The sequence below is a fragment of the Nocardia sp. NPDC049935 genome (assembly GCF_055586645.1).
In genome coordinates this window covers 17324-40637 of sequence record NZ_JBVJHV010000003.1, presented here as the reverse complement: position 1 = coordinate 40637, position 23314 = coordinate 17324, and the positions used below count along the sequence as shown (strand labels likewise).

At 68.2% G+C, this 23314-nt stretch carries 24 protein-coding genes; 17 read left to right on the top strand and 7 right to left on the bottom strand.

Features of this window, described 5'->3' with window-relative positions; all coding sequences use genetic code 11:
• The first annotated feature begins 8 nt into the window (after nucleotides 1–8).
• Genes ACZ6SF_RS13070 through ACZ6SF_RS13050 form a run of 5 tightly spaced genes read left to right on the top strand, consistent with a single transcriptional unit; the run spans nucleotide 9 to nucleotide 4255 of the window.
• Nucleotides 9–527, top strand: coding sequence for a cupin domain-containing protein (locus ACZ6SF_RS13070; RefSeq protein WP_466062320.1), 519 nt, complete (start codon nucleotides 9–11; stop codon nucleotides 525–527).
• A gap of 33 nt (nucleotides 528–560) precedes the next feature.
• The gene (locus tag ACZ6SF_RS13065; RefSeq protein WP_466062319.1) at nucleotides 561–1781 is read left to right on the top strand and encodes an MFS transporter; all 1221 of its coding nucleotides are present in this window, start codon (nucleotides 561–563) and stop codon (nucleotides 1779–1781) included.
• Nucleotides 1741–2607 carry a sulfurtransferase gene (locus ACZ6SF_RS13060; RefSeq protein WP_466062318.1) on the top strand — a complete coding sequence of 289 codons (867 nt, stop codon included), beginning with the start codon at nucleotides 1741–1743 and terminating at the stop codon, nucleotides 2605–2607. The genes ACZ6SF_RS13065 and ACZ6SF_RS13060 overlap by 41 nt, the downstream gene beginning before the upstream one ends.
• Nucleotides 2604–3371: an SDR family oxidoreductase gene (locus ACZ6SF_RS13055; RefSeq protein WP_466062317.1), complete on the top strand. Its 768-nt coding sequence runs from the start codon at nucleotides 2604–2606 to the stop codon at nucleotides 3369–3371. Before ACZ6SF_RS13060 ends, ACZ6SF_RS13055 begins: the two co-directional genes overlap by 4 nt.
• Nucleotides 3356–4255, top strand: a complete 900-nt coding sequence (locus tag ACZ6SF_RS13050) for an LLM class flavin-dependent oxidoreductase (RefSeq protein ID WP_466062316.1) — start codon at nucleotides 3356–3358, stop codon at nucleotides 4253–4255. The genes ACZ6SF_RS13055 and ACZ6SF_RS13050 overlap by 16 nt, the downstream gene beginning before the upstream one ends.
• A 29-nt stretch (nucleotides 4256–4284) precedes the next feature.
• Here the strand turns inward: ACZ6SF_RS13050 and ACZ6SF_RS13045 are convergent, their stop codons facing one another.
• Entirely contained in the window at nucleotides 4285–4692 is a 408-nt protein-coding gene (locus ACZ6SF_RS13045) for a DUF2267 domain-containing protein (RefSeq protein WP_466062315.1), read from the bottom strand.
• On the opposite strand from ACZ6SF_RS13045, the gene ACZ6SF_RS13040 reads away from it, so the two are divergent.
• From ACZ6SF_RS13040 to ACZ6SF_RS13010, 7 genes are all read left to right on the top strand, one after another.
• Nucleotides 4687–5673, top strand: a complete 987-nt coding sequence (locus ACZ6SF_RS13040) for an SDR family NAD(P)-dependent oxidoreductase (RefSeq protein WP_466062314.1) — start codon at nucleotides 4687–4689, stop codon at nucleotides 5671–5673. The genes ACZ6SF_RS13045 and ACZ6SF_RS13040 overlap by 6 nt on opposite strands.
• 71 nt (nucleotides 5674–5744) lie before the next feature.
• On the top strand, nucleotides 5745–6278 hold the full coding sequence (locus tag ACZ6SF_RS13035) for a hypothetical protein (protein WP_466062313.1): 534 nt from the start codon (nucleotides 5745–5747) through the stop codon (nucleotides 6276–6278).
• 94 nt (nucleotides 6279–6372) lie between these two features.
• Nucleotides 6373–7137, top strand: coding sequence for a MerR family transcriptional regulator (locus ACZ6SF_RS13030; RefSeq protein ID WP_466062312.1), 765 nt, complete (start codon nucleotides 6373–6375; stop codon nucleotides 7135–7137).
• A gap of 79 nt (nucleotides 7138–7216) precedes the next feature.
• Nucleotides 7217–7852, top strand: coding sequence for an AAA family ATPase (locus ACZ6SF_RS13025; protein WP_466062311.1), 636 nt, complete (start codon nucleotides 7217–7219; stop codon nucleotides 7850–7852).
• 154 nt (nucleotides 7853–8006) lie between these two features.
• Nucleotides 8007–8672, top strand: a complete 666-nt coding sequence (locus tag ACZ6SF_RS13020) for a trimeric intracellular cation channel family protein (protein WP_466062310.1) — start codon at nucleotides 8007–8009, stop codon at nucleotides 8670–8672.
• 110 nt (nucleotides 8673–8782) lie between these two features.
• A complete protein-coding gene (locus ACZ6SF_RS13015) occupies nucleotides 8783–9541 on the top strand; it encodes a MerR family transcriptional regulator (protein ID WP_466062309.1) in 759 nt (252 codons plus the stop codon).
• Nucleotides 9514–10500 (top strand): alpha/beta fold hydrolase, encoded by a 987-nt coding sequence (locus tag ACZ6SF_RS13010; RefSeq protein ID WP_466062308.1) that lies wholly within the window; start codon nucleotides 9514–9516, stop codon nucleotides 10498–10500. The genes ACZ6SF_RS13015 and ACZ6SF_RS13010 overlap by 28 nt, the downstream gene beginning before the upstream one ends.
• Before the next feature lie 44 nt (nucleotides 10501–10544).
• Here the strand turns inward: ACZ6SF_RS13010 and ACZ6SF_RS13005 are convergent, their stop codons facing one another.
• Entirely contained in the window at nucleotides 10545–11297 is a 753-nt protein-coding gene (locus ACZ6SF_RS13005; RefSeq protein ID WP_466062307.1) for a phosphotransferase family protein, read from the bottom strand.
• Nucleotides 11298–11576: 279 nt separating this feature from the next.
• Here ACZ6SF_RS13005 and ACZ6SF_RS13000 point away from each other — a divergent pair, with 279 nt between their 5' ends.
• Nucleotides 11577–12824: a cytochrome P450 family protein gene (locus tag ACZ6SF_RS13000; RefSeq protein WP_466062306.1), complete on the top strand. Its 1248-nt coding sequence runs from the start codon at nucleotides 11577–11579 to the stop codon at nucleotides 12822–12824.
• Between the two features lie 50 nt (nucleotides 12825–12874).
• Here ACZ6SF_RS13000 and ACZ6SF_RS12995 read toward each other — a convergent pair whose 3' ends face one another.
• Nucleotides 12875–14518: a flavin-containing monooxygenase gene (locus tag ACZ6SF_RS12995; RefSeq protein WP_466062305.1), complete on the bottom strand. Its 1644-nt coding sequence runs from the start codon at nucleotides 14516–14518 to the stop codon at nucleotides 12875–12877.
• Between the two features lie 727 nt (nucleotides 14519–15245).
• Nucleotides 15246–16130 (bottom strand): esterase/lipase family protein, encoded by an 885-nt coding sequence (locus tag ACZ6SF_RS12990; protein ID WP_466062304.1) that lies wholly within the window; start codon nucleotides 16128–16130, stop codon nucleotides 15246–15248.
• A gap of 282 nt (nucleotides 16131–16412) precedes the next feature.
• On the opposite strand from ACZ6SF_RS12990, the gene ACZ6SF_RS12985 reads away from it, so the two are divergent.
• Together ACZ6SF_RS12985 and ACZ6SF_RS12980 are read left to right on the top strand one after the other, a co-directional pair.
• Nucleotides 16413–17936 carry an MFS transporter gene (locus ACZ6SF_RS12985; RefSeq protein ID WP_466062303.1) on the top strand — a complete coding sequence of 508 codons (1524 nt, stop codon included), beginning with the start codon at nucleotides 16413–16415 and terminating at the stop codon, nucleotides 17934–17936.
• Nucleotides 17923–18486, top strand: coding sequence for a TetR/AcrR family transcriptional regulator (locus ACZ6SF_RS12980; protein WP_466062302.1), 564 nt, complete (start codon nucleotides 17923–17925; stop codon nucleotides 18484–18486). The genes ACZ6SF_RS12985 and ACZ6SF_RS12980 overlap by 14 nt, the downstream gene beginning before the upstream one ends.
• A gap of 32 nt (nucleotides 18487–18518) precedes the next feature.
• Here the strand turns inward: ACZ6SF_RS12980 and ACZ6SF_RS12975 are convergent, their stop codons facing one another.
• Nucleotides 18519–19979, bottom strand: a complete 1461-nt coding sequence (locus ACZ6SF_RS12975; RefSeq protein WP_466062968.1) for a flavin monoamine oxidase family protein — start codon at nucleotides 19977–19979, stop codon at nucleotides 18519–18521.
• Nucleotides 19980–19982: 3 nt separating this feature from the next.
• Entirely contained in the window at nucleotides 19983–21353 is a 1371-nt protein-coding gene (locus ACZ6SF_RS12970; RefSeq protein WP_466062301.1) for a flavin monoamine oxidase family protein, read from the bottom strand.
• Between the two features lie 82 nt (nucleotides 21354–21435).
• Between ACZ6SF_RS12970 and ACZ6SF_RS12965 the strand changes: the two genes are divergently transcribed.
• Both ACZ6SF_RS12965 and ACZ6SF_RS12960 read left to right on the top strand, forming a co-directional pair.
• Nucleotides 21436–22065, top strand: coding sequence for a TetR/AcrR family transcriptional regulator (locus tag ACZ6SF_RS12965; RefSeq protein ID WP_466062300.1), 630 nt, complete (start codon nucleotides 21436–21438; stop codon nucleotides 22063–22065).
• Nucleotides 22066–22097: 32 nt separating this feature from the next.
• Nucleotides 22098–22361: a hypothetical protein gene (locus ACZ6SF_RS12960; RefSeq protein ID WP_466062299.1), complete on the top strand. Its 264-nt coding sequence runs from the start codon at nucleotides 22098–22100 to the stop codon at nucleotides 22359–22361.
• Between the two features lie 62 nt (nucleotides 22362–22423).
• On the opposite strand, the gene ACZ6SF_RS12955 is transcribed toward ACZ6SF_RS12960, so the two are convergent.
• Nucleotides 22424–23287 (bottom strand): alpha/beta fold hydrolase, encoded by an 864-nt coding sequence (locus ACZ6SF_RS12955; RefSeq protein ID WP_466062298.1) that lies wholly within the window; start codon nucleotides 23285–23287, stop codon nucleotides 22424–22426.
• Between the last annotated feature and the right edge of the window lie 27 nt (nucleotides 23288–23314).

Here is a 23314-nt window from a genome sequence, read left to right as displayed (position 1 = left end):
GGAGTGACATGACCGATCTGGATATCGAGATCGACGAAAAGGGCGTGCTGATTCCGGAATCGGAGCAGTCGGCGGTATGGCTACTCGGGGGCCTGGCGCAGGTGAGAGTGCCCGGCCGGGCGACCAAGGATTCGTTCACGGTGGTACAGCACACCGGAAAGCTCGGTTACAACACCCCGTTGCACTACCACCACATCGAGGACGAGGTGTTCCTGGTACTCGACGGGGCGTTGCGGATGGTGTGCGACGGAAAGGAACAGCTGGCCGAGGGCGGTACCACGATGGTGATTCCACGGATGGTTCCGCACGGCTTCGTCGCGGTATCGGAGGACGTCCGGTTCCTCACGATCCATTCGACACCCGATCCGGGCAACAAACCCCAGTTCGACCTCTTCCTCGAGGCGGAGATCCCACCGGCTCGGACCCTGACCCTGCCGACCGAGGAGATCAGCGCTGATCTCGACCACATCATTTCGCTCGGTACCACCTACGGATACAGCTACGCGGGCCCCGCGCCGACTCCGTAGATGCGGGTTTCTTCCTTCGACCGAAAGAGAGCCATGCCTCTGAGTCTCGCTTCTCTCGTCCTGTGCGTTTTCGGCATCACCACCGGCGAGTTCGTGATAGCCGGAATTCTCCCGGATGTCGCCACCGATCTGGGGGTCTCGATCCCGGCGGCCGGCCTGCTGGTCACGGCCTACGCCCTCGGGATGATTGTGGGCGGGCCCACCCTCACCGCGCTCACCACCCGGTTTCCGCGTAAGCCGCTGATGGTGACGCTGCTGGTGATCGCCATCCTCGGCAATATCGCCTCGGCGCTGGCCCCCGCCTACGCGGCGCTGTTCGCGGCACGGGTCATCACCGCGTTGGTGACCTCGACGTTCTTCGCCAACGCGATCGTTACCGCGGTGTCGACGGCGCCGGAAGGTAAACAGGCGTCCACCGTGTCGAAACTGGTGTTCGGCATGAATCTGGCGATGATCCTCGGTGCGCCGCTCGGTACCTTCATCGGTTCGCATTTCGGGTGGCGCGCCACATTCGCGGTCATCGGTGCGGTGCTGGTACTCGGCATGTTGCTGGTTCTGCGCCTGGTCCCCGCGGTCGCGAGCGGAGGTGGGTCCGCGCTGGCCGAACTGCGGGTATTCCGCAGCCGTGATGTGCAATTGGCGATCGCCGTCACCGCGATCGCCAATGCGGGTGTGCTGATGGTGTTCACCTTCTTCGCGCCGCTGCTGACCGATATCAGCGGGTTCTCCAGCGGTTCGGTCGCCGCCTGGCTCCTGGTGTACGGCGTCGGGGCCACCGTCGGCAACCTCGTCGGCGGACGGCTCTCGGACCGCGCGCTGATGCCCTCTCAGGTCGGGTTGCTCGTCGTGCTGGCCGCCGCGCTCGCGTTCATGTGGCTGGTGAGCGGAAGCGTCGTAGTGATCGGTGTGATGGTGTTCGTTCTCGGTGCGCTGGGATTCTCGGTGATCCCCGGCATGCAGGCACGGGTGTTGAGCACCGCCGCGGCGGCGCCCACGCTCGCCATGGCGGTCAACGCGTCGGCCTATCAGTTGGCGGCCGCCTTCGCCGGGTGGCTGGGTGGCCGGGTCATCGACAGCAGCGGCCTTCGATCGGTGTATCTGGTCGCGGCGGCCGTCACGGTCGCCGGTATCGCCCTGAGCTGTACCGCGTGGTACCGGGACCGGAGGGCGACCGGCAAGGTGCTCGTCCCGAATCCGGAAAGGGTGGAAGAACATGACGCGAGCAACAGCGTTGGTCAGCGGCAGATGGGCTGAGGAGCATCTCGACTCCCCGGGTGTCGTATTCGTCGAGACCGGAAACGACCCGACGGGCTACCGGAAAGGCCACGTGCCGGGCACGGTGTGGATCGGATGGGAGGAGTTCCAGGACGAGTTGACGCTCGGGGTGATAGGGCCCGCGGAATTCGGACAGTTGCTGTCCGCCAAGGGCATCGGCCACGAGGACACCGTTGTCCTGTATTCGGTGTCGTCCAATCTGCTGGCCGCGCTGGCGTACTGGTACTTCACCCTCTACGGACATCGGTCGGTGCGGTTGCTCGACGGTGGCCGCCGCAAATGGGAGCTGGAGAACCGCGTGCTGACCGATGCGGTCCGTGCCCGGCCTCGGGCCGAATATCGGGTACAGAACCCGAACCCGGCAGTGCGGGCCACCCGTGACGATGTGCTGGCCGGTATCGGCGCAGTCACCATCCTGGACGTCCGGACACCAGAGGAGTATCAGGGCGCGACGTTCGCCCCCGCCTTCGCCGGACCCGCGTTCGCGCCGGGAAGTGATCCGCACGAGGTCGCGCAGCGAGCCGGGCATGTGCCGGGGGCGGTCAACCTCCCGTGGGACACGGTGGTCAATCCCGACGACACGTTCAAGACCGACGACGATCTCACCGAGATGTATGCGGGACTGGACCTCCGGGCCGGTGCCATCACCTATTGCTGGGTGGGCGCCCGCTCCGCGCACACCTGGTTCGTTCTGCGAGAACTGCTGGGGCACAGAGGGATCAAGAACTACGACGGGTCATGGGCCGAATACGGATCGTTGGTGGGCGCGCCGATCGAGCGCACACCACGGAAGGGACACAGGTGACCGAGGAGACACTGCAGGGCAAGGTCGCGTTGGTCAGCGGCGCCAGTTCGGGTATCGGTGAGGCCGCCGCGAAAGTGCTGGCCGCTCGCGGCGCGAGCGTCGTACTCGCGGCCCGCCGTATGCCCGAGCTGGAACGGGTCGCGCACGACATCGAGGAGGGCGGAGGTAAGGCGATCTGCGTGGCCACCGACGTCACCGTCGACGGCGACCTCGAATACGCCGTAGGCACCGCCGAGGAACAGTTCGGCGGTCTGGATATCGCCTTCAACAACGCGGGCGCGCTCGGATCGGCGGGCCGCCTCGCCGACCAGAGTCCGCAGCAATGGAGCGCCGATCTCAACAGCATCCTGACCGGTACCTTCCTGTCGATGCGGCATGAGATCCCGGCCATGCAGCGGCGCGGCGGCGGCGTCATCGTGAATAATGCCTCGCAGCTGGGAATGGTGGGTTTCGGGGCCGGGATCAGCGCCTATGTGGCCGGCAAACACGGTGTCATCGGTCTGACCAAGGCCGCGGCCCTGGAGTACGCGCAGGAGAACATCCGGGTCAACGCCGTCGCGTTCGCCTCGGTCGACACTCCGATGTACCGCTCCTCGGTGGGCGGGGACCCGGCCGCGGCCGCGATGTTTCGATCGCTGCATCCGCTGGGACGTATCGGGACGGCGGAGGAGGCGGCGTCCACGGTCGCCTATCTCGCCACGGACGGAGCGGCTTTCTTCACGGGCTCGGTGCTCGTGATGGACGGTGGATGGACCGCCCAGTGACGGCCGGACGGTCGCGATTCGGGGTCATGCTGTATCCCGATCAGCCTTTCCCGGTACTGCGGGAGCGAGTGGCCTGGCTGGAGGAACTGGGTTTCGACCAGATCTTCCTGCCGGATCACAGCGGTGCTCTTCGTGATCGGGGCCATCCCTGGTACGACAGCTGGGCCGTGCTCGCCACAGCCGCCCTCGATACCGGGCGTATCGGGCTGGGCACGATGGTCGCCAACCAGATCCTGCGGTCACCGTCACAATTGGCCCGGCACGCCCTGACCATCGATCACGCGTCGGCGGGCCGTTTCGAGCTGGGTATCGGGGCCGGACTGTTCGCGTGGGATCACCACAGTGTCGGTGAGAGGAGCTGGACTCCGAAGGAACGAATGCGGCGTTTCGCCGACTATGTCGCAATCGTCGATGGGCTGCTGCGCGCCCGGGAGAAGACATTCAGCTTCACCGGTGCGCAGCTGTGGGTGCAAGATGTCGCGACCGCTCCTGGATCGTGGCAGTCACCGCGGCTGCCCATCACCGTCGGCGGCCAGTCGCCGACGGTGCTGCGTGTGGCCGCGGAACTCGCCGACGGCTGGAATACCCACGGCCCGCCCGGTGCGTCGGATGTGCAGACGCTGCGAGCGACCGCCGAACAGACCCGCACGATCGACCGGCTCGCTGTGGCCGCGGATCGGGATCCGGCAACGATCCGCCGGTCCTATACGATCTTCGGGCCCTGGGACCCGCGCTGGGGACGGCACAGCTACGAAGAGGTCTTCGAGCGTTTCGGCGCTGTCGGGATCACCGATTTCGTCCTCGATTGGCCGGAGGACGAGCACCGTGACGAGTTCGAGCGGGTGGCCCGGGAGGTGCTTCCGGCGCTGCGGACCGGTGGGTGACGGCCGAGGGCTCTCGCGGAGCGGCGCGGTCAGGTTTCGGCCATCGTCCGCTCTCCGCGCAGCACACTGCTCAGGCGATCCGGGAACAACGCGAAGATATGAGTCATCTGGCCGGGTGACATCATCCGGTCGAGCGCGCAGGTGACGCTCCCGGCGGTGAACGAGACATCGCCCGCCGCGATTCCGGCACGCTCGGCGAACTCGTCGACGAACTCCGCGACGCCGTGATGTCCCGGTACCCGGCTCGGTACCCACCCCTCGTACCAGATCCCGCGCAGGAAATCGGGTAGCTGGGCGGTGAGGTGTGCGGAGTTGGCCACGCCGATCCGGTCGCGGACGGTGTGCATCCACGCGCGCAGCGCACGCAGGGCGAAAGTGAGATCTTCGGTGCCCAGATCGTCGGCGACGGCCCGCAGCCAGGTGTGTGCGGTGTGCATGCCGGCGGCAAGGGGATCCTGATGATGCGTCATTGGTGTACCTGCCTTCCAGGTGGCCGGTCCGATGCGCGGTTCGATACCATAATTCTACGGCGTAACCAGCGGGAACAGCAGGCTCGATTCCTGCTCGGCGCCGGCCCGGAGGCCGGACGCCGGGTAAATCGTGGCCCGGAACCGGAGGCGGCGGTGCGGATCGAAGCTGCGGAGGCGGTGGTTACCGGCGCTGCCGGCGGCCTGGGCAGTGCGATCGCCCGGATGCTGCACGCCCGCGGCGCTCGCCTGATCCTCACCTGCCGGCGGGAGGATGCCCTCCATGTGCTGGCGTCGCAGTTGATCGGCGCCGAGGCCGTCGTGTGCGATCTGGCGAACCCCGCTGACGTCGCCGAGCTCACCGCACGCTCGGCCGATGCGGATATCCTGGTCGCGAATGCGGCGTTGCCCGCCACCGGGAAGCTCGATGACTTCACACCGGAACAGCTGGACCGGGCCCTCGATGTCAATCTGCGAGTGCCCATGCTCATGACACAGCAACTGCTGCCCGGCATGCTGCGTCGCGGGCGCGGCCATCTCGTCTACATATCGTCGATCGCCGGTGCGTTGCCCACTGCGCGGGTCCCCATCTACTCGGCCACCAAGGCGGGCCTTCGTGGGTTCGCCGGATCACTGCGCCAGGACCTGCACGGATCGGGGGTGAGCGCGTCCGTGGTCTTCCCCGGAACGATGACGAGTGCCGGGTTCCTCGTCGATGCGGGTCTTCCGTCCACTCCGGGCACGAAGGGGACGTCGTGTGAATTCGTGGCGGCCCGCGTTATCCGCGCCATCGAGAAGAACCTGGGCGAGGTTCTTGCTGCGGAGCTGCCCGTTCGCATCATGGCCAGATTCGGTGGGGTGGCCCCGGAATTCGCGGCCCGCATCGCGCGGCGAAAGGAGTCGGTCGAGTGGAGCGACCAGTTGGCCCGGCGGCTGCGACACCTCCGCTGACGCGGACCGGTCCGGGATTCCGAGACACCGCGAAATGTAATAGATGCCAGACGATGCGCGATCTTCCGGGCATGACGATCGCACGGAAATTGGCCACCACAGCAGCGACCGGACTCGTCGGGGCGGCGATGGCCGTGGCGGCACCGGGTGCCGCCGGCGCCGCCGATCCCTGCCAGCTCGGGGTATCGAATGTCGGCCCTCGAACCTGCGCCATGAACGAAGTCCGGACGGCTCCGGCCTGGACGGTGGGCAACGGTATCTGTGTCGGCATGCTGACTGCCGCCGGCGTCGCCTACGACGGCCCCCTGGGGCAGTACCACGCCTTTCCGGGGACCGCGCATTCCATAGAGCTGCGGGTCACGCAGGGCTTCTCCCCGCTGGGCACCTGGGCGCCGACCCTGCTGGCCTGCGATGTCACGGCGATCGTCGACTGGCGCAACCTCGACACCGGACGCAGCGGCTCGGTCACCCACTTCATCCCCGCCGGCAACAACAGCACCCGGCCTTTCTTCCTGCACGTGGATTCGGGTCCGGGGCGGGTCGCGCTCACGCTTCGCACCGACCGTCCGAGTATTCCGGCAACCGCCGAGGTCTTCGTTCCCTGACCGCACCGCACGCGCCGGTTTCGGGCTTGAACCTGACGTAACGTGAGGTCATAACGTCGATATCACCGGCGCACGGTGCGCCGGTGGAAGTGAGATGACACGGGTGGACCAGCACGGAACCGAGCGGGTGTGGAAGGTCGGTGAACTCGCGGCCGAAGCCGGGCTGACGGTGCGGACGCTGCATCATTACGACCGGATCGGGCTGGTGTGCCCGGCCGGGCGCACCGGCACCGGCCACCGGCTCTACACCGCCGGCGATGTCGAGCGTCTGTACCAGGTGCTGGCCCTGCGTCAGCTGGGTCTGGGCCTGGACCGGATCGCCGACCTGCTCGCGGGCACGGTCGCGATGGGACAGGTGCTGTCCGCCCACCGCGACTTCCTGGCCGCGCAATTGACCGCGGCCCGGGAACTCCATGCCCTGGTCGCGGCACTGGCCGCCACGGCGGAAAGCAGGCCGGAGACATCCGCGGATCGCTTCCTGGAACTGATCAGGAGGACCGTCATGGTCGACGACACATTCAAGGAGTACTTCACCGAGGGCCAGCTGACGCAGCTCGCGCAGCGTCGGGAGGAACTCGGTGAACAGCGGATCCGGCAGGTCGAAGCCGATTGGGGTGTGCTGATCCCCGAGGTCGACGCGGCGATCGCGGCGGGAATGGACCCGACCTCACCCGAGGCGCAGCGCATGGCGGCGCAGTGGATGACGCTCCTGGAGGGATTCCACGGGGGCGACCCGGGCCTGCGTGACAGTCTCTACCGTATGCAGGCCGTGGAATCCGACCGGATCGAGAGCGAGTTCTGCGGACCGTCACCGGCTCAGATCGAGTTCATCACGGCCGCGAACAACGCACGGGGATAACACTTTCCGCGGGCGGCGCCGCGCGACCTGCCGGGTAGCCGAGCACGGCCGCGACCCACGTGTGGATAGGGTTGCGGCCATGCTGCTCTGGATCAACGGTCCCTTCGGCGGGGGTAAGACACAGACCGCGTTCGAGTTGCACCGCCGGCTGCCCGGCAGTGTCGTCTGCGACCCGGAGCTGGTGGGGTTCGGGCTGCAGCGGATGACGCCCGCGAAACTCCGGACCGACTTCCAGGACTATCCGGCCTGGCGGCAGGGCGTATTCGAGGTACTGGACCATGTGCTGCGCGAGCACGACGGTGTGGTGATCGCCCCGATGACCGTGGCCGAGCCCCGGTATTTCGACGAGACGGTCGGGCGGCTGCGCGAATCCGGCCACGACGTGCGCCATTTCGCACTGCTGGCCCGCCGGGAGACAGTGCTGGATCGCCTTCGTGATCGCGGGCTCGGCTTCGCGCCGGTTCTGCGCGCGGTCGGTCAGGGCGATCTGCTGCTACGTGCCGAACAGTTCGCGGTGGACAAACTGGACTTCTGCCTCGAACAACTGGGCAAACCCGAATTCGCCGAACATATCTGGACCGATACGACGCCGGTTCCCGCGGTGGCCGACCACATCGCCGCCGCGTCCGGTCTCACCCTGACACCCGATACCGACGGCCGGATACGAGGCAGGCTTCGCCGTATGGCCGTCACGGTCCGCAGCGCCCGCTGGTGACCCTCGGCGCGGCCGGGTCCGGACTCCGGGGCGGGCGCGACACCGGGAGCTCGCCGGCGCTCCGGTGGCCCGACACACCCCGGTACCGCCGGGGGTGGGTGCTCGGCCTTCTGTGGGTACGGTGCCGATAACGGCTCCCGGAAGGAACGTATCGATGGCGGCACTGGATACCGTTCCCGAATTACTGCGCGGGCTGGATCTGACCGGCGTATTCGCGAACGCGATGCTCGGCGGTGCGGTGGCGCGGTCGCACCGTTTCGATCTCATCGGGTTCGCGGTACTGGCCACCGCGTCCGGTCTGGGCGGCGGCATCATTCGCGACACCCTGCTGCAGCGCGGCACCCCGATCGCGCTCACCGACTACACCTATCTACTGACCGCGCTGGCCGGAGCGGTGGTGGCCTTCGTCGTCGAGTTCGAAGGGCGGCTGTGGGACGTGCTGTTCCCGTGGGTGGACGCCCTGGCGTTGGGGACGTGGGCGGCGGTGGGTGCGCAGAAGACGCTGGAGGTCGGGCTGGGGTGGTTGCCGGCCCTGCTGCTGGGGTGTGTGACCGCGGTCGGCGGCGGTGCGGTGCGCGATCTCGCGGTCGGGCGGGTACCGGCGATCTTCGGGGGTAACACGCTGTACGCGACCTCCGCGCTGCTGGCGAGCGCGACGCTGGTGGTGATCTGGTATTCGGGACACGTTACCGCGGGCTCGATCGCGGCGACACTGGTCGGCGCGGGATTGTGCCTGCTCGCGCGGTGGCGCGGATGGATGCTGCCGGAACAGGTGAGCTGGCCCGATCGGATGCGCTACACCCGCCGGAAGGAGAAATGACGACCCCGACCGACCCGCCCGCCACCCTGTACGCACTGCTGCTCTGAGGGCGCGCGGAGGCGGCGGCCGGTCTTGCGGGTGACGTTGCGTCATATGCCAGGCTCGCTGTCATGCCTGGTCGTGACGCAGTGGAATGGATCGCCGTGGGGGAAGCCGCGCGGCGCTGCGAGACCACGGTGCGGACCCTGCAGTACTACGACCGGATCGGGCTGCTGGTCGCGGAACGCGACGAGAGCGGACGCCGGCGTTACGGCCCGGAAAAGCTGGACCGGCTCCGCCGGATCCAGTTGCTGACCAGCGCGGGACTGCGGCTCGAGGAGGTCGGCGCGGCGCTCGACCGCCAGGCCGGTCTGCCCCTGGTCGAGACCTACAGCGAACAGGTCCGGTTGCTCGAGATCGCGGAGCTGCGGTTGCGGTGTCAGCGGATCGTGCTGGCCGCGGTGACGCAGGTCCTGCGAGAACACCCGGACGCCCGGGTACCGGAAGGTGTCGTCGCCGCCACCATGAGCCTCGACCGCACGCTGCTGCGTCACCCGGGCGTGGAGAACGCGGGCGCGCGGGCACCCGCCGATCTCGCTATCGATGTGGAGCGGGTGATCACTACCTATTTCAACTGGAAAGCGCACGCGGTCCAGGCGCTGCTGCTGGTGGAGAACGGGGTGCCGGCCGATTCGCGTTCGGGTCGCCGGCTCGGCCGGGAATGGCAGGAGACCACCGAGTACGCGCTCCGGGATCAGCCTGCCGAGATCGGTGCGCTGTATCGCGCGACGGAACGGTCCGAAAACCGCTGGCCGCCGGAAGATCGTGTCCTGTATCAGAAAACGAAGGATTTCCTGGACCAATGCCTACTCGTCGCGCAGCAGAGCTGACCACTTTCCGTCGAGCGCTTCAGGTGGTCGCCGCCTTCGTCGCCGCGGCGATCCTGGCCTGGCTCATCCTGAGAGACACCTCGCCCGTGGGCCATTTCGATTCGGCCGACGACAAGGACCGCTATCTGGGGGCCTACGACGAGGCCATGCGGGAGATGCCGGAACCGGAGCGTGTTCTGGACGTGCGGACCGGCTACGGCATCGTCCGGGTCTACAGATACGCGGGTTCGGAGGGGGCGGGCGAGCGGGAACCGTTCCTGCTGCTTCCCGGCACACGGTCGGGCGCACCCGTTTTCGCCGCGAATATGCCGGGCCTGCTCGCCCAGCGTCCGGTGTATGCGCTGGACCTGCTGGGTGAGCCCGGGGCTAGTGTGCAGGACCGCCCGATCGAGACCCACGCCGACCAGGCCCGCTGGCTGCACGAAGTCCTGCTCGCACTACCGGAACCCGGATTCCACCTGTTCGGCCTCTCGATCGGCGGCTGGACCGCGGCCAACCTCGCCGTCCACGACCCCGGCAAGATCGCGAGCCTGATCCTCGTCGAGCCGGTGCAGACCTTCGCGGGCCTCTCCCCGGAATTGATCGTGCGCTCGCTCGGGGCGAGTGTGAGCTGGTTCCCGAAGGCGTGGCGCGACAGCTTCAACAGCTGGACCGCCGGCGGCGCACCGGTCGAGGACGAACCGGTGGGCCGGATGATCGAAGCCGGTATGTCCACCTACACGATGAAACAGCCGCCACCGGGCCGGATCGAGCCGGAAAAGCTGCGAGCCCTGGAGATACCGGTCCTGGCGATCATCGCCGGCGATTCACCGATGCACGACAGCGGCGCCGTCGCCCGGACCGCCGAGGAGAACCTGCGCCACGGCACGGTGCGCGTCTATCCCGGTGCCTCGCACGCGATCAACGGCGAACACCCGGAACGGATCGCCGCCGATATCGCGGACTTCCTCGGCGGCTGAGCGGGGCCGCGAACCAACGCGACCCGCTGCCGGAGCGTTCCGGCTCAGCCTCGTTCGGCCTGGGCTTTCAAGATGTCGACTTCGCAGCCCGGAGCGTTCGGGTCGAAGCCGTGCTCGAACTGCCGGCGAACTCCCCGCAGGCATCGCAGTGACCACCAGGCCCGGATCACGTCGAGGTCGACGGCGGCACCGTAGCCGGCCACGAGGTCGTCGAGGTGCTCCTGGTGTCCCATCGTCAAGGTGGCGAGGTCGTAGAGGGCGTCACCCCGGGCCGCTTCGGACCAGTCGAGTACCCCCGTCACCTCGTCGCCGTCGACGAATACATGGGCGACCTGCAGATCGCCGTGGGTGAAAACCGGGGTCCACGGACGCAGCGCGGCCTCGGCTATTCGGCGGTTGCGTGTGATCACGCCGGTGGGAAGGACGTTGTTCCGCGCCAGCCAGGCGCATTCCGCCTCGAGTTCCGATGCCAATTCGTCGATACCGCGGCCGGGCTGTGGCGGCAGCGGCGCGTCGTGCAGCTTCCGCACGGCTGCGCCCGCGGCCGCCCATGCTGCCGGCGAGGCGGCCGACGGCTCGCCGAGGCGGCCGAGTGCCGTACCGGGCAGGGCCGCGAGCGCGAGTACCGGCGGTCTGCGCCACAGAACTTCCGGGGTGGGGATCGGCGCCCTCGTCATCGCGTCGGCTTCGATATCGGCGCGCGTCCGGTCGGTGTCGATCTTCAGGAAGATCCCACCCGCCCGCACGGTTGCGCAGGTGTGATGCGCGACGACGACTTCTACCCCTTGCTCTCCCATACGGGTGATTGTGCGGGGTCGACCGTTCGCGGCACCCGGGCCGACCGCGTGCAACGACGGCCGGCTTCCCGCTCTGCCCGTCTTCGCTGGTCCCGCACCTGTCCCCGACCCAAGAGGGCGGATCGAGCGGTCTATGGTGTCATATTCGCCAAAAACCTTGGACTGTAACGATTCCCGTCTGCCGGTAGTATCCGCCACCATGCCCACACAACGAATGCCTGGCCGTCGGGCGGCGGGCCGTAAGGGATACAACGCGGTACCGTGCGGGGGAGTCACGCGGTGAGCACTACCGATTCCGGTCCGCTGCGGGAATCCCCGGCCGCGCGGATATCACCGGTACCCGTCGGCTCCCAGGTTCGGCTGGATACCCCCGAGTTCGCGGCCGATCCGCACCGCGTGTACGCAGAGCTGCGACGTCAAGGGCCGCTGGTCCCGATCGAGCTGTCTCCGGGTGTCCCGGCGACTCTCGTGCTCGGCTACCAGGTGGCCATGCAGATCCTGAACGACGAAGCCCATTTCCCCGCCGACCCACGCCGCTGGGAGAAAACCGCCCCCGCGGACTCTCCGATGCTGCCGATGCTGGGTTATCGCCAGAACGCGCTGCGCACCGCGGGTCTGGAACACGAGCGCTACCGGCGCACCATCATCGCGGCATTGAACACCGTCGATATGCACAGGGTGCACGACGCGGTCGCCCGCGCCGCCGATGCGCTGATCAACGCCTTCTGCGAGCGCGGTACCGCCGACCTGCGAACCGACTACGCGTATCCGCTGACCTTCCGGGTCCTGAGCGAACTGATGGGCTTCCCCGAAGACGCCGCGGCCGAGGCCTACCACGGGATGGCCGCGATGCTGGAGGGAGTCGGCGCCGAAGAGGGCCAGCAGCGTTTCGTCGAGGCCCTGATCGGAGTGGTCGAGCAGAAGAAGGTCGATCCGGGCGACGATCTCACTTCCGAGCTGTTGCAGCATCCGGACGGGCTCGACGCCATGGAGATGGTGAATCAGGCCGCGCTGCTGTTCTCGATGGGTACGGAACCGACCTGCAATCTCATTCTCAACGCGCTACTGCAGTTGATGACCGACGAGCAGTACGGCGGCGAGGTGCTCAGCGGCGCGATGGATACCCGGGACGCCATCGACGCGGTGTTGTTCGAGGATCCGCCGCTGGCGAACTGGTGCGTGAGCTACCCGAAGCAGCCGCAGCTCGTCGGCGATGTGTGGCTGCCGGCCGATCAGCCGGTGGTCGTCAGCTTGGCCGCGTGCAACAACGATCCCAGCGTCGCGGGCGGTGATCGCCGGGGCAACCGGTCACATCTCGCCTGGGGCGGCGGTGCGCACGGCTGCCCGGCCCAGACCCTCGGCCGGACCATCGCCTCGCAGGGTATCGACCTGCTACTCGATGCCCTGCCGGATATCCGCCCGCGGATACCCGCGCAGGAGATGCCGTGGCGGCAGGGCCAGTTCCATCGGGCGTTGGCGGCGCTACCGGTCGAGTTTCCGGCGTGCCCGCCGATGCGCCTCATCTGAACGGGGGCCCACGCGGTGGCGGGCGCCGTGCGGCGCCCGCCACCGCCTGGTCACCGCGTCAGGGTGAAACCCTCGTAGTCGTCGGCGGCGACCTGGTCGCATTTCTCGCGGAACGCGCCGACGCCGCCGATGTAGGCGTACATCACCCTCGGCTTGCCGGGCACATTCGACCCCACGTACCAGGAGTCCACCTTCGGATACAGCGTCATATCGCCGGCTTCGCCGACGTGCCGGGTCCATTCCCGCTCGGCGTCCACCTCGGCCTCCATCGTCGTGAGGCCCTCGGACCGCATCACGCCGATCGCGGCGGCCACCCAGTCGACGTGCTGCTCGATGGACACCAGCATGTTCGACAGCACCGCCGGGCTCCCCGGGCCCGTGATCGTGAAGAGGTTCGGAAAGCCCGATATGGCCAGCCCGAGGTAGGTGACCGGCCCGTCGGCCCACTTCTCCCGCAGTGACGCACCGTCCCGGCCGCGAATATCGACCGCGTCCAGCGCCCCGGTCATCGCGTCGTAGCCGGTGGCGTAGATGATGTCGTCGAACTCGAAACTCTCCCGCGTCGTCCGGAGCCCGGACTCGGTGACCTCGGTGAGCGGGGCCGCGGAGATATCCACGAGCCGGACATTGGGACGATTGAAGGTCGCGTAGTAATCCGTGCCCAGGACGGGGCGCTTCACGCCGAACAGGCCGGAGGGCTGAAGCAGCCGGGCGACCTCCGGATCCGTCACGATCTCGGCGATGCGGTCGCGGATGAACTGGGCGGCGGTCTCGTTGGCGGCTTCGTCGGTGAGGGTGTCGGTGAATCCGGTCAGCATGCTGACCAGCTCGCTGTTCTTGTCCTCCCATACCCCGCGGTAGAAGGCATTGCGCTCGTCTTCGCTCACCTCGAGCGCCCCCGTGGTGGCCTCGGGTCGCGCGATGCCGAACGACGATTCCCGGTTGGCCTTGCGCACCTCGCGATAGCGCGATTTGATATCGCGCTGGAATTCGGGATCGATCGTGTGATTGCCGGCGGGCAGCACATAGTTCGGGGTCCGCTGGAACACGGTGAGCTGCCCGGCCGTTTCGGCGACGAGCGGAATGACCTGTACCCCCGAGGAACCGGTGCCGATCACCGCGACCCGCCGGCCGCGGAAGTCCACGTCCTGCTCGGGCCAGTCGCCGGTGTGGAAGCTGCGGCCCCGGAACGTCTCTATACCCGGGACCTCCACCATTTTCCGCGCCGACAGGCAACCCGTCGCCATGATCGCGAACCGTGCCGAGACGACCTCGCCCTGATCGGTCGTGATCCGCCACCGCGCGGCGGACTCGTCGTAGACCGCGGCGGTGACCCGGGTCCGCAACTGCACGTCCTTACGCAGATCGAAACGATCCGCGACGTGGTTGATGTAGCGGAGCAACTCCGGCTGCGGCGGCAGCTTCTCGGTCCACTCCCACTCCTGTTCGAGCTCCGGGTCGAAGGAGAAGTTGTAGTACATGCTCTTCACATCGACGCGGGCGCCCGGATAGCGGTTCCAGTACCACGTGCCGCCGATCCCCTCGCCCGCCTCGTACACCTGCACCGAGAGTCCGAGCGCGCGCAACTTGTGCAGCGTGTAGAGGCCGGCGAATCCGGCTCCGACGACGACCGCATCGATCTCGCGGGTTCGGTGCCCGGTCGAGGATGCGGAATGCTCCGCGGTCGTTGTCATCGTGGGACCTGCCTTTCGATGAGTCGCCGTGGGGGACACAGCGGTTCGTTTCGCGTGAGTGGCGAGTCGGCAGTTGCCCGGCCGGGAAAGGAGCGAGGCGGGTTGCGGGGATCGGACGTCGTATTCGATGACACCGTGAAAGTCGACACCGTGAAAGTTCCCGCCCCCTGACCCATTCGCTACAGCTCGGTTGATCTCACGAGCTCCCCGACGCGCGGACCGGACTCGCCGAGCCAACAGTATTCCAGACCGGAACAGGTTGCAGATCGGCGGAACATCGAAGCGTGCGTACGTATTCGAGCGCGACTGCCGGCGAGCGGTCCCGGATCGGGGCTCGGCAGTGTCGCGGCAGGTGGTGGGACCTCAGGATCAGCGCGTGAGCCCGGGACGGTGGGCGTCGCCGAGGTCGATGAGGAGCCGGTTGTGTCGGACACGTTTGTCGTTGCCGCTCGTATTCCCATGAGGCGGGAGGCATTCGAGCAGTGGCTGGTGACACCGGTTCCGGGTCCGGAGGTCATCGAGAATCCCGGGGCGATGTACGACGGCCGGTTCTGGGACGGGAAGGCGCCGGATTGGGGGCAGGCCGAGCCGGGGACGTCGCCTCGGGAGTATTTCGCCGACTGCTTCGGGGAGGACACCGGTGGGCTGACGTATGTACTGAGATATCGGGACGGGGACCCGGCGCATCACCGTGTCGTACGCGGCGGCCGTATCCGGCCGGTCCGTCTCAGCGGCCCCCGGACCCGGTCGGCGGAACCCCGACGGCGGGCAGGACCAGGCTGCACTGCACGGGCTGCGGATGTCCGGGATCGAGAGCGTTGAGGACCAGCCGGGCGGTGACGGGGTCGGAATTGATGGACAGATGGTCGGCGAAGTCCTGGGCGCACAGGTCCTGGACCACGTAGTTCGCGACGCCGGGTTCGTGTATCAGACCCGCGGTGTAGGGCAGGATCTCGTCGTATCTGGTGACTATCTGGGTATAGGCCACACCCGGTACAGCGATGCCCCCCGCGTGGAGTTCGCGGATGAAACTCGAGCCGGGCAATGAATCACCACCGAGGATTTCGGTCGAGCCGCTGGTGAGGGCGTTGCCCGGGATGCCCTGCACGCCGCCCGCGAGTCCGACCATCTTCGAAACCTTCTCGGCGCCGCCGCCGAGTTTGATGTACCAGTACGGCATTGTCGCGCCGAGGGAATGCCCAACCAGCGCGACCTTGTCCGCGCCGGTGGTCTGCAGGACCTGATCGACGAAGGACCCCAGCGTCGCGGCGCCGTTGCGCAGCGGTCCCAGGCCTCCGAAGAACCCGGCCGGATCGCCGCCGGGGCTCCCGTAGGTGAGACTGAATACGCAGTACCCCTCATTGGCGAGGAGGGGACCGTAGGTCTGCCAGTTGTTGTTGCGGTTGGCCAGAATTCCGTGCACGAGAATCACCGGCTCCGGATGTTCCGGCGTCGGCCGGCACGACCAGTTGTTCGTGCCGGGCGGGCTCGCCGCTCCGCCCTGCAGCGATGCCCGCATCGCGTCGAGCAAGAACTGGTTCGGCACCGGGTACGGGGTGGCGGGAGGGGGATCGGCATGGACGGTCGCCATGAGACCGGCAGACAAGGTCATGGCCAACGCCGCGCAGACGGCGAGCCCGCGCCACCGGGGCCCGGAAAATACGCTCAGACGCTTCACCTCCGCACTATGGCACCCGGCGGAGTGCCTCGAAGTCCGGTTGGGCGCATTGTGGGGTAGTCACATTCGAGCCCGTGATATCGCACGTCTCCCGGGCTGCCGGCGTCCGTCGTATGTGAAACGTCCCAACCGTCGCGGTGGTGGGCGCTGCCTCGATTCTCGCTAACAGCTCGATAAAGAGTTGTAAAAACTCGAATGAGTTGTTAACTTGTCGGCATGGTCGAATACGTGAGCGCACCCACGCGCGCCGGTCGCCGGGAATGGTCCGCGCTGGCGGTCCTCGTGCTGGTCGTGGGCCTGCTCGCCGTCGACGGCACCGTGCTGTACCTGGCCGTTCCGTCGATGACAGCCGATATCGCCCCGAGTGCCACGCAGCTCCTGTGGATCGGCGATATCTACTCGTTCGTGCTGGCCGGTCTGCTGATCACGATGGGCAACCTGGCCGACCGCATCGGCCGGAAACGCCTGTTGCTGATCGGGTCGGCCGCGTTCGGTGTGGCCTCGGCGATCGCGGCCTTCGCGCCGAACGCCGAAACGCTCATCGCGGCGCGCGTCCTGCTGGGCGTGGCCGGCGCGACGCTCATGCCGTCGACATTGTCGATCGTGCGCTCGATGTTCTCCGACGCGAAACAACGGACGACGGCGATCGCCGTGTGGTCGATGGGGGCCACGGCCGGCGCCGCCCTGGGCCCGCTGGTGGGTGGGTTGCTGCTGGAGAACTTCTGGTGGGGTTCGGTGTTCTTGATCAATCTGCCGATCATGGTGCTGGTGCTGCTGACGGGGCCCGTCTTGATCCCGGAATCGCGCGGGAACGCCTCGGCCCCGATCGATATCCCTTCCTCGCTGCTGTCGATCGTCGCGATCGTTCCCCTGGTCTATGCCGTGAAACATTGGGTCGGCAGCGGACTGGACGGGACCGTCCCGGTCTGCGCGGTGGTGGGTGTGGCGGCGGGCTGGGTTTTCGTGCGGCGGCAACTGCGCCTCACGCATCCGCTGCTCGATGTCGCCCTGTTCCGGATGCCCGCCTTCGCCGGTTCGGTGGCCGCCAACGGTCTGGCGATCTTCGCGTTCGTCGGGCTGCTGTTCTTCTTCTCCCAGTATCTGCAGCTCGTCCGCGGGTACGGTCCGCTGCAGGCCGGGCTCGCCGAGCTACCGTCCACGCTCGCCGCGATGATCGTGATCGCGTTCATCGGTGTCCTCGTGGCGAGGATGGGAACCGGACGGGCGATCGGGCTGGGTCTGGCGACGGCCGCGGTCGGCCTGGCCGGTATCGGCCTGACGACCTCGCAGCAGGGGTACTGGGGGCTGGGTATCTCGCTGGCCGTGGTCGGGCTGGGAGTGGGAGTGTCGATGACGCTCTCGACGGATGCGGTGGTCTCCGCGGTTCCCGAGGAGCGAGCGGGCGCCGCCTCCTCGATCGCCGAAACCGCCTACGAACTCGGTGTCGCCCTGGGCATCGCCGTCCTCGGATCGATCCACCTCGCGATGTACCGGTCCCATCTGGACCTGCCGTCCGGGGTCGACCCCGCCGACGCCGCCTCGGCCGAACGGTCGCCGGCGACGACCATCGAGACCGCCGCGGACCCGGTGGTCGTCGACCATGCCATGCGCGCGTTCACCTCGGCGGTGCAGACCACGTCCTTCGTCGCCGCCGCGATCATCGTGTTCGCCGCCGCGGTGGCATGGTGGGTGATTCCCTCACCACGGGACAGCGAAGTAGGTAGGCATGAAGAACACTGAGCGGGTCGTCACCCGTGACAAGGAACGGACCCGCAGGGCGATCCTGGACGCGGCCGACCGGCTGTTCAGCGAACGCGGGTCGAACGTCAGTCTCGCCGATATCGCCGAAGCCGCCGGTGTGACGCAGGGCGGACTCCGGCATCACTTCCCACACCGCGATTCGCTGCTGCTGGGGGTCGTCGAACACGGCATCACGCGGATGTGGGAGGAGGTCCGTGCCCATATCGACCTGTCGGAGAACACACCCGGCAAATTCATCCGCGGCTACGTTCGCGCTCTCACCGGCGACAGCGAGTATTTCGCGCGGATCCTCAACCCCACCGGGCTGATCGCGGCGCTCGGAAACGCGACCGGTGTGGACGCGCTGTACGAACGCGACGCCGTGAAATGGAAGGCCGCGCTCGATGCCGACGGGTTACCCCGGGCGCGGGTCCTGGCCATCCAGCACGCGGCGGAAGGGCTTGCCCTCGCGCGGTCGAGTCCCTATCTGACCGACGAGGATCTCGCCCTGGCCCGAGCGGAATTGCTGGCGCTGACCGAGCAGCCGTGATCCGGCTACTCCGCCCGCGGAAACCGGGACCGCTATCGCGGTGTGTGCCGGTCCCGTGGCGCGAGCGCGTCGAGAATCTCATGGGCTGCGCGGGTGCCGGATTCGATGGCGCCGTCGAGGTAGCCGGGATGGTCGAGGGCGGTTTCGGCGCCGGCCCAGTGAATAGCGCCGACCGGCGTGGACGGCAGCGGCGGCAGGGCGTCGGTGGCGCCGGGTTCGGGAAGCGCGGTGTAACCGCCACCCGCGTTCTCGTCGAGATGCCACGCCTTCTCGTGCCAGCCCACCGGCTCGAGGATCTCCGTGCCGAGCAGGGAAACCAGGCGGCCGAGGAGAGAGTCGCGCCGAGCGGCGACGTCGAGCCCGTCGAGTGCTCGTGCGTGCGGGCCGCCTATCAGCAGGCACAGGTGGCCGGGACCATCGGGCGGGCTGCTGTCGAACACGGCGATCCCGGGTGCGCCGAGAGCCATGATCTCGGCGTTCGTGCCCCGGTCCCGCCAGAACGGCCGGTCGAACACCGCGATCGCCTTGTAGACCGACCCCATGTAGGAGCGGGTGACGAGGGCGACCCGGCCGGGCGGCAGGGGCGGCCGGAAGTCGATGCGGTCCAGCAGCGGCGGTGGAACCGTCACCACGACCTCGGCGGCGTGGACCGCGCCCGCGGTCGTGGCGAGGGTGACGCCCTCGGTGTCCTCGCCGATCGAGGTGACGCGATGCCCGAGACGAACGCGGGGGCCGAGTTCACCGGCGAGGCCGTCGATGAGAGTGCCGACGCCTTCGACCAGCAGATCCTCCTGCGCGCCGCCGGTGGTCGACAGCATGGTCCGCAATCCGCCCTGCATGCGGATCATTCTCAGCATCGCCTGCACCGACAACCGGTCGAGGTCGGCGGTCCACGAGGTCAGGGCGGCCAGTTCCAGCAGCTGTCGTGCCGTCCGCCCGGGCACCTTCGCCAGCCAGTCCGCGACGGTCGTGGTGCTCCACCGCCGGGGTGCACGGATATGGGACAACGCTTCCAGACCGAGCAGAAGACCGGCGGTCGCCAGCATCGACGGTGCCCCCGGCGATACCCGGCGGGCGCCGTCGAGGACGGTCGGCAGCGCCGTGGTGTGCATGCGGAACCGGGTGGCGCCGAGTTCGCCGGCCAGCGCGGCCAGGCGGTGGTGGTCGTGGCCGATCCACTGCCCGCCCAGATCCACACGCGACCCCAGTGCGGTGGTTTCGCTCATCGCGCGCCCGCCCGGCCGGTCGGCGGCCTCGAGTACGAGCACCTCGACACCTGACCGGTGCAGGATGCGCGCGGCCGTCAGTCCCGCCAATCCTGCCCCGACCACGGCCACGGTCGTGGTGATCGCGGCCGGATCCGATCGCGCCTCGGTCTGCGTGGGGTCATCGCTGCTCATATCTGCCTTTCCGGACGGGCGAGAACGCCCTGTCCTGGACCGGGGCGATCGTGGTGTCGATGGCCCTGCTGTGAGAACCGGGGCCGGTGACAGCTCTTATCTGTCCGACGCCGCGGCAGCCGGAGCGCTGTCGATTTCTCCGGCGACGCGGTGGCCCGACTCGGCGGCGCCGTCGATATAGCCGGGCCAGCGGGTGGCGGTTTCGGTGCCCGCCCAGTGCAGCGGGCCGATCGGCCGGCGTAGCGCGGGCCCGAACCGGGTCAGGGTCCCGGGTGTGGCGAACGCGCCGTAGCAGCCGCGGCTGTATTCCTCTTCGGCCCAGTCCTTTTCGATGTAGTCGATGGGTCGACGAGCCTGCGGGCCGAAGTACCCGGCCAGATCCTCGAGCACCAGCGCGCGCCGATCGGCCGGGCTCAGACGGGCGCCGGCGTCGGCGTGACGGCCCTCGAGGAACCCGACCAGCACGCCGGGACCACCCGTGAACGGAGTGTTGTCGAAAACGGTGCCCAGGGCCCGCCGGTCGCTGTTGGCCTGTCCGCTCCGGCCGTCGGCGCGCCAGAACGGTTCGTCGTAGGCGATATTGACCTTGATCACCCTGCCCATCGGCATCCGCTGCACGAGCTGGTCGCGGTCGCCGGGCAGCCCCGGGGTGAACCGGAGTCGGGCGACCAGCGGCGGCGGCACCGCGATCACCGCGCGGCGCGCACGCACGGTCACACCTGCGGCTCGGACCCGCACACCGGCGTCGTCCCACTCGATATCGGTCACCGGACTGTCGAGGACGACTCGTTCCCCCAGTTCCCGGGCCAGGGCCAGGGCGATGGTCTGGGTGCCGCCCACGACCCGGTCCTGCTGGGCGCCACCCGCCACGTCGATCAGCGCGTCGAGCCCGCCGCCGGCGCCGATGTAGAAGTGCGCCCACAGCGCCGACATATCCTCCGGTTCGGCGGCGAATACGGCTTCGGTGATCAACCGGAAGAAAGCACGCCCTTCGGCGGTGCGGGCGTGGTGACGCAGCCAGGTGCCGAAGGTCTGCGCATCCAGTGATGCGGCCGGCCCGGACTCCCACGGCTCGGCCCGGACGACCTTGCGCGCCGACCGGTCCAGCCGCAGCTGCGTCTGGGCGATATCGAGCAGCGCCAGCGGGTTCACCCGCGGAATACGGCCGGTGTACTCGGAACGGGAGCGGCCCAGCTCGGCGATATGCCGCCCGGCGGTGTGGGTGGGATAGGTCCGCAGGCCCAGTTCCTCGATCAACGCCAGCACCTGATGCTGGGTGGGACCGACCCACTGCCCGCCGACCTCGATCGGCGCGCCGCCGGGGAGTTCGGCGTTGAGCAGGCGGCCGCCCACCCTGTCCCGCGCTTCGAGCACCAGCACCTCGAATCCGGCGCGCACCAGGTCACGAGCGGCGACCAGGCCCGCGGTACCGGCTCCGACAACCACCACGTCCGCTGACTTGTCCATACCCACAGCTCCGTTCCATGCCCCGCGTCCATCTCATGCGCCGTGCATCTGACATACACGCTGTATGTGATAAACATAGCGTATGGAGTCTTTGCGTGACAAGCACGTCGAGAACACCCGGCGGGCCCTGCTCGAGACCGGCGCCCGCCTCTTCGCCGAACGGGACTACGCCGATCTGTCGGCAGAGGAACTCGTGCGGTCCGCCGGCCTGACGCGCGGCGCGCTCTATCACCATTTCGACGGCAAGAAAGGGCTGTTCGAGGCGGTCGTCGACGAACTGGAACAAGACGCGGCACAACGCGTCCGAGCCGCGATCGACTCCTCGACCGATCCACTGGAACGCGTCGAACACGCGATGGATGCCTTCCTCGACATCTGCACCGAACCCGCGTACCGCCATATCGTGCTGCTGCAGGGCCCCATCGCGCTGGGCTGGCAACGCTGGCGGGAAGTCGACCGGCGCCACCTCAGCGGGCTCGTCGTCGAAGGCGCCCGATACCTGCTCGACGCCGGTGAAATCCAGCCGTACCCGCCCGAACTACTCGCCGGCGCGATCTACGGCGCCCTCACCGAAATGTCGCTCACCATCGCCGAATCCGACGATCCCACCCTCAGCCGCGCCCGAGCGGGAGAGCTGGCCCGGGCCCTGCTCGGCGGACTGATCACCGGCACCACACACCACCGCAACCGGCACGGTGCCGAAAGTTCATGAAAGCCAGCGGGTTTCAGGTCTACCGTTGATATATGAAGAAGGTTGTCGCAGCGGTGGTTTCGGTGGGCGCCCTGCTGATGATCGTCGTGCTCATCGTGGCGGGTCCGGGACCGGCGCTACGAGTCCTGATCCTGATCGCGCTCGCGCTCGTCGCGCTTCTCGGCGTGGGATTCTTGGTCGTAATGGCCGGCATCGACCTTCGAATACCCGGGATACGGAACAGATTCGTCGGCCCCGGCCGATGGCAACTCGGGGACGAGGACGAGACGGATACAGCCGGTCAATCGCGTTCCTGAGTACCCCCAGCGGGCCGACGTCTTCGATCACCGCCATGGTCGGACTCCTCGGTTCCGAGTAGCTATCTTGCGAGCACGGCTGCGGCAACCCGGTCGGCCGAGTCGTCGCGCAGAGCGGTACCCATGTCGTCGAGGACGAGCAGCCGCGCCCCGGGGATCTCGGCGGCGAGCGCCTCGCCATTGCCGACCGGGAAGAACGGATCGGCGCGACCGTGCACCACGAGCGTGGGCACGTCGAGCTCACCGAGCCGGCCCCGCCAGCGCGGGGCGCAGTCGAGCCGGGAGAACACCATCCCGAGCTGGTTCGCCTGGTGCACCGCGGGATCGCTCGACGGCGTCCGGTCCCAGATCCGGGCCGCCGTCGCCCGTGCCTGCCGCGGGTCGTTGCCCATCGGCTCGGCGCCCTCGGCGGCGAACGCCGCGACAGCCTCCCGGTCGGTCCAGTCCGGCGACGGACGCGAGAACAGGGGGCCCATGATCGCGCCGTCGTGGTCGGGCAGGTCCGCGTCGACCGGGCCCGGCGCAACCGGCCGCGTGCCGACGAGGGTCAGTGCGGAGAACAGGTCCGGGTGGTCCAGTGCGGCGACCTGGGCGACCATCCCGCCGACGCCGATTCCCCCGAGATGGGCGGTCCGGGCACCGAGCGCCCCGACCAGCGCGGCCGCGTCGGAGACGAGGTCCCGTAGGTCGTAGGCCGGATTCTCCGGATCGACGGTCGTCGAGGCGCCGGAATCACGCAGGTCGTAGCGGACCACGCGCCGCCTGCCCGACGCGAGCCGCTCACACAGCGCGTCGGGCCACGACAACATCGTTGTGCCGCCGGCCAGCAGGATCAGCGGATCGTCGTCGCGGCCGAAGCTCTGGACACCCAGATCCACACCGTTCGCCCGCACCGAGGTCATATCCGATCGAACCGATCTCGTCATACCCGGACTCCTGTCTGTCGGCACACC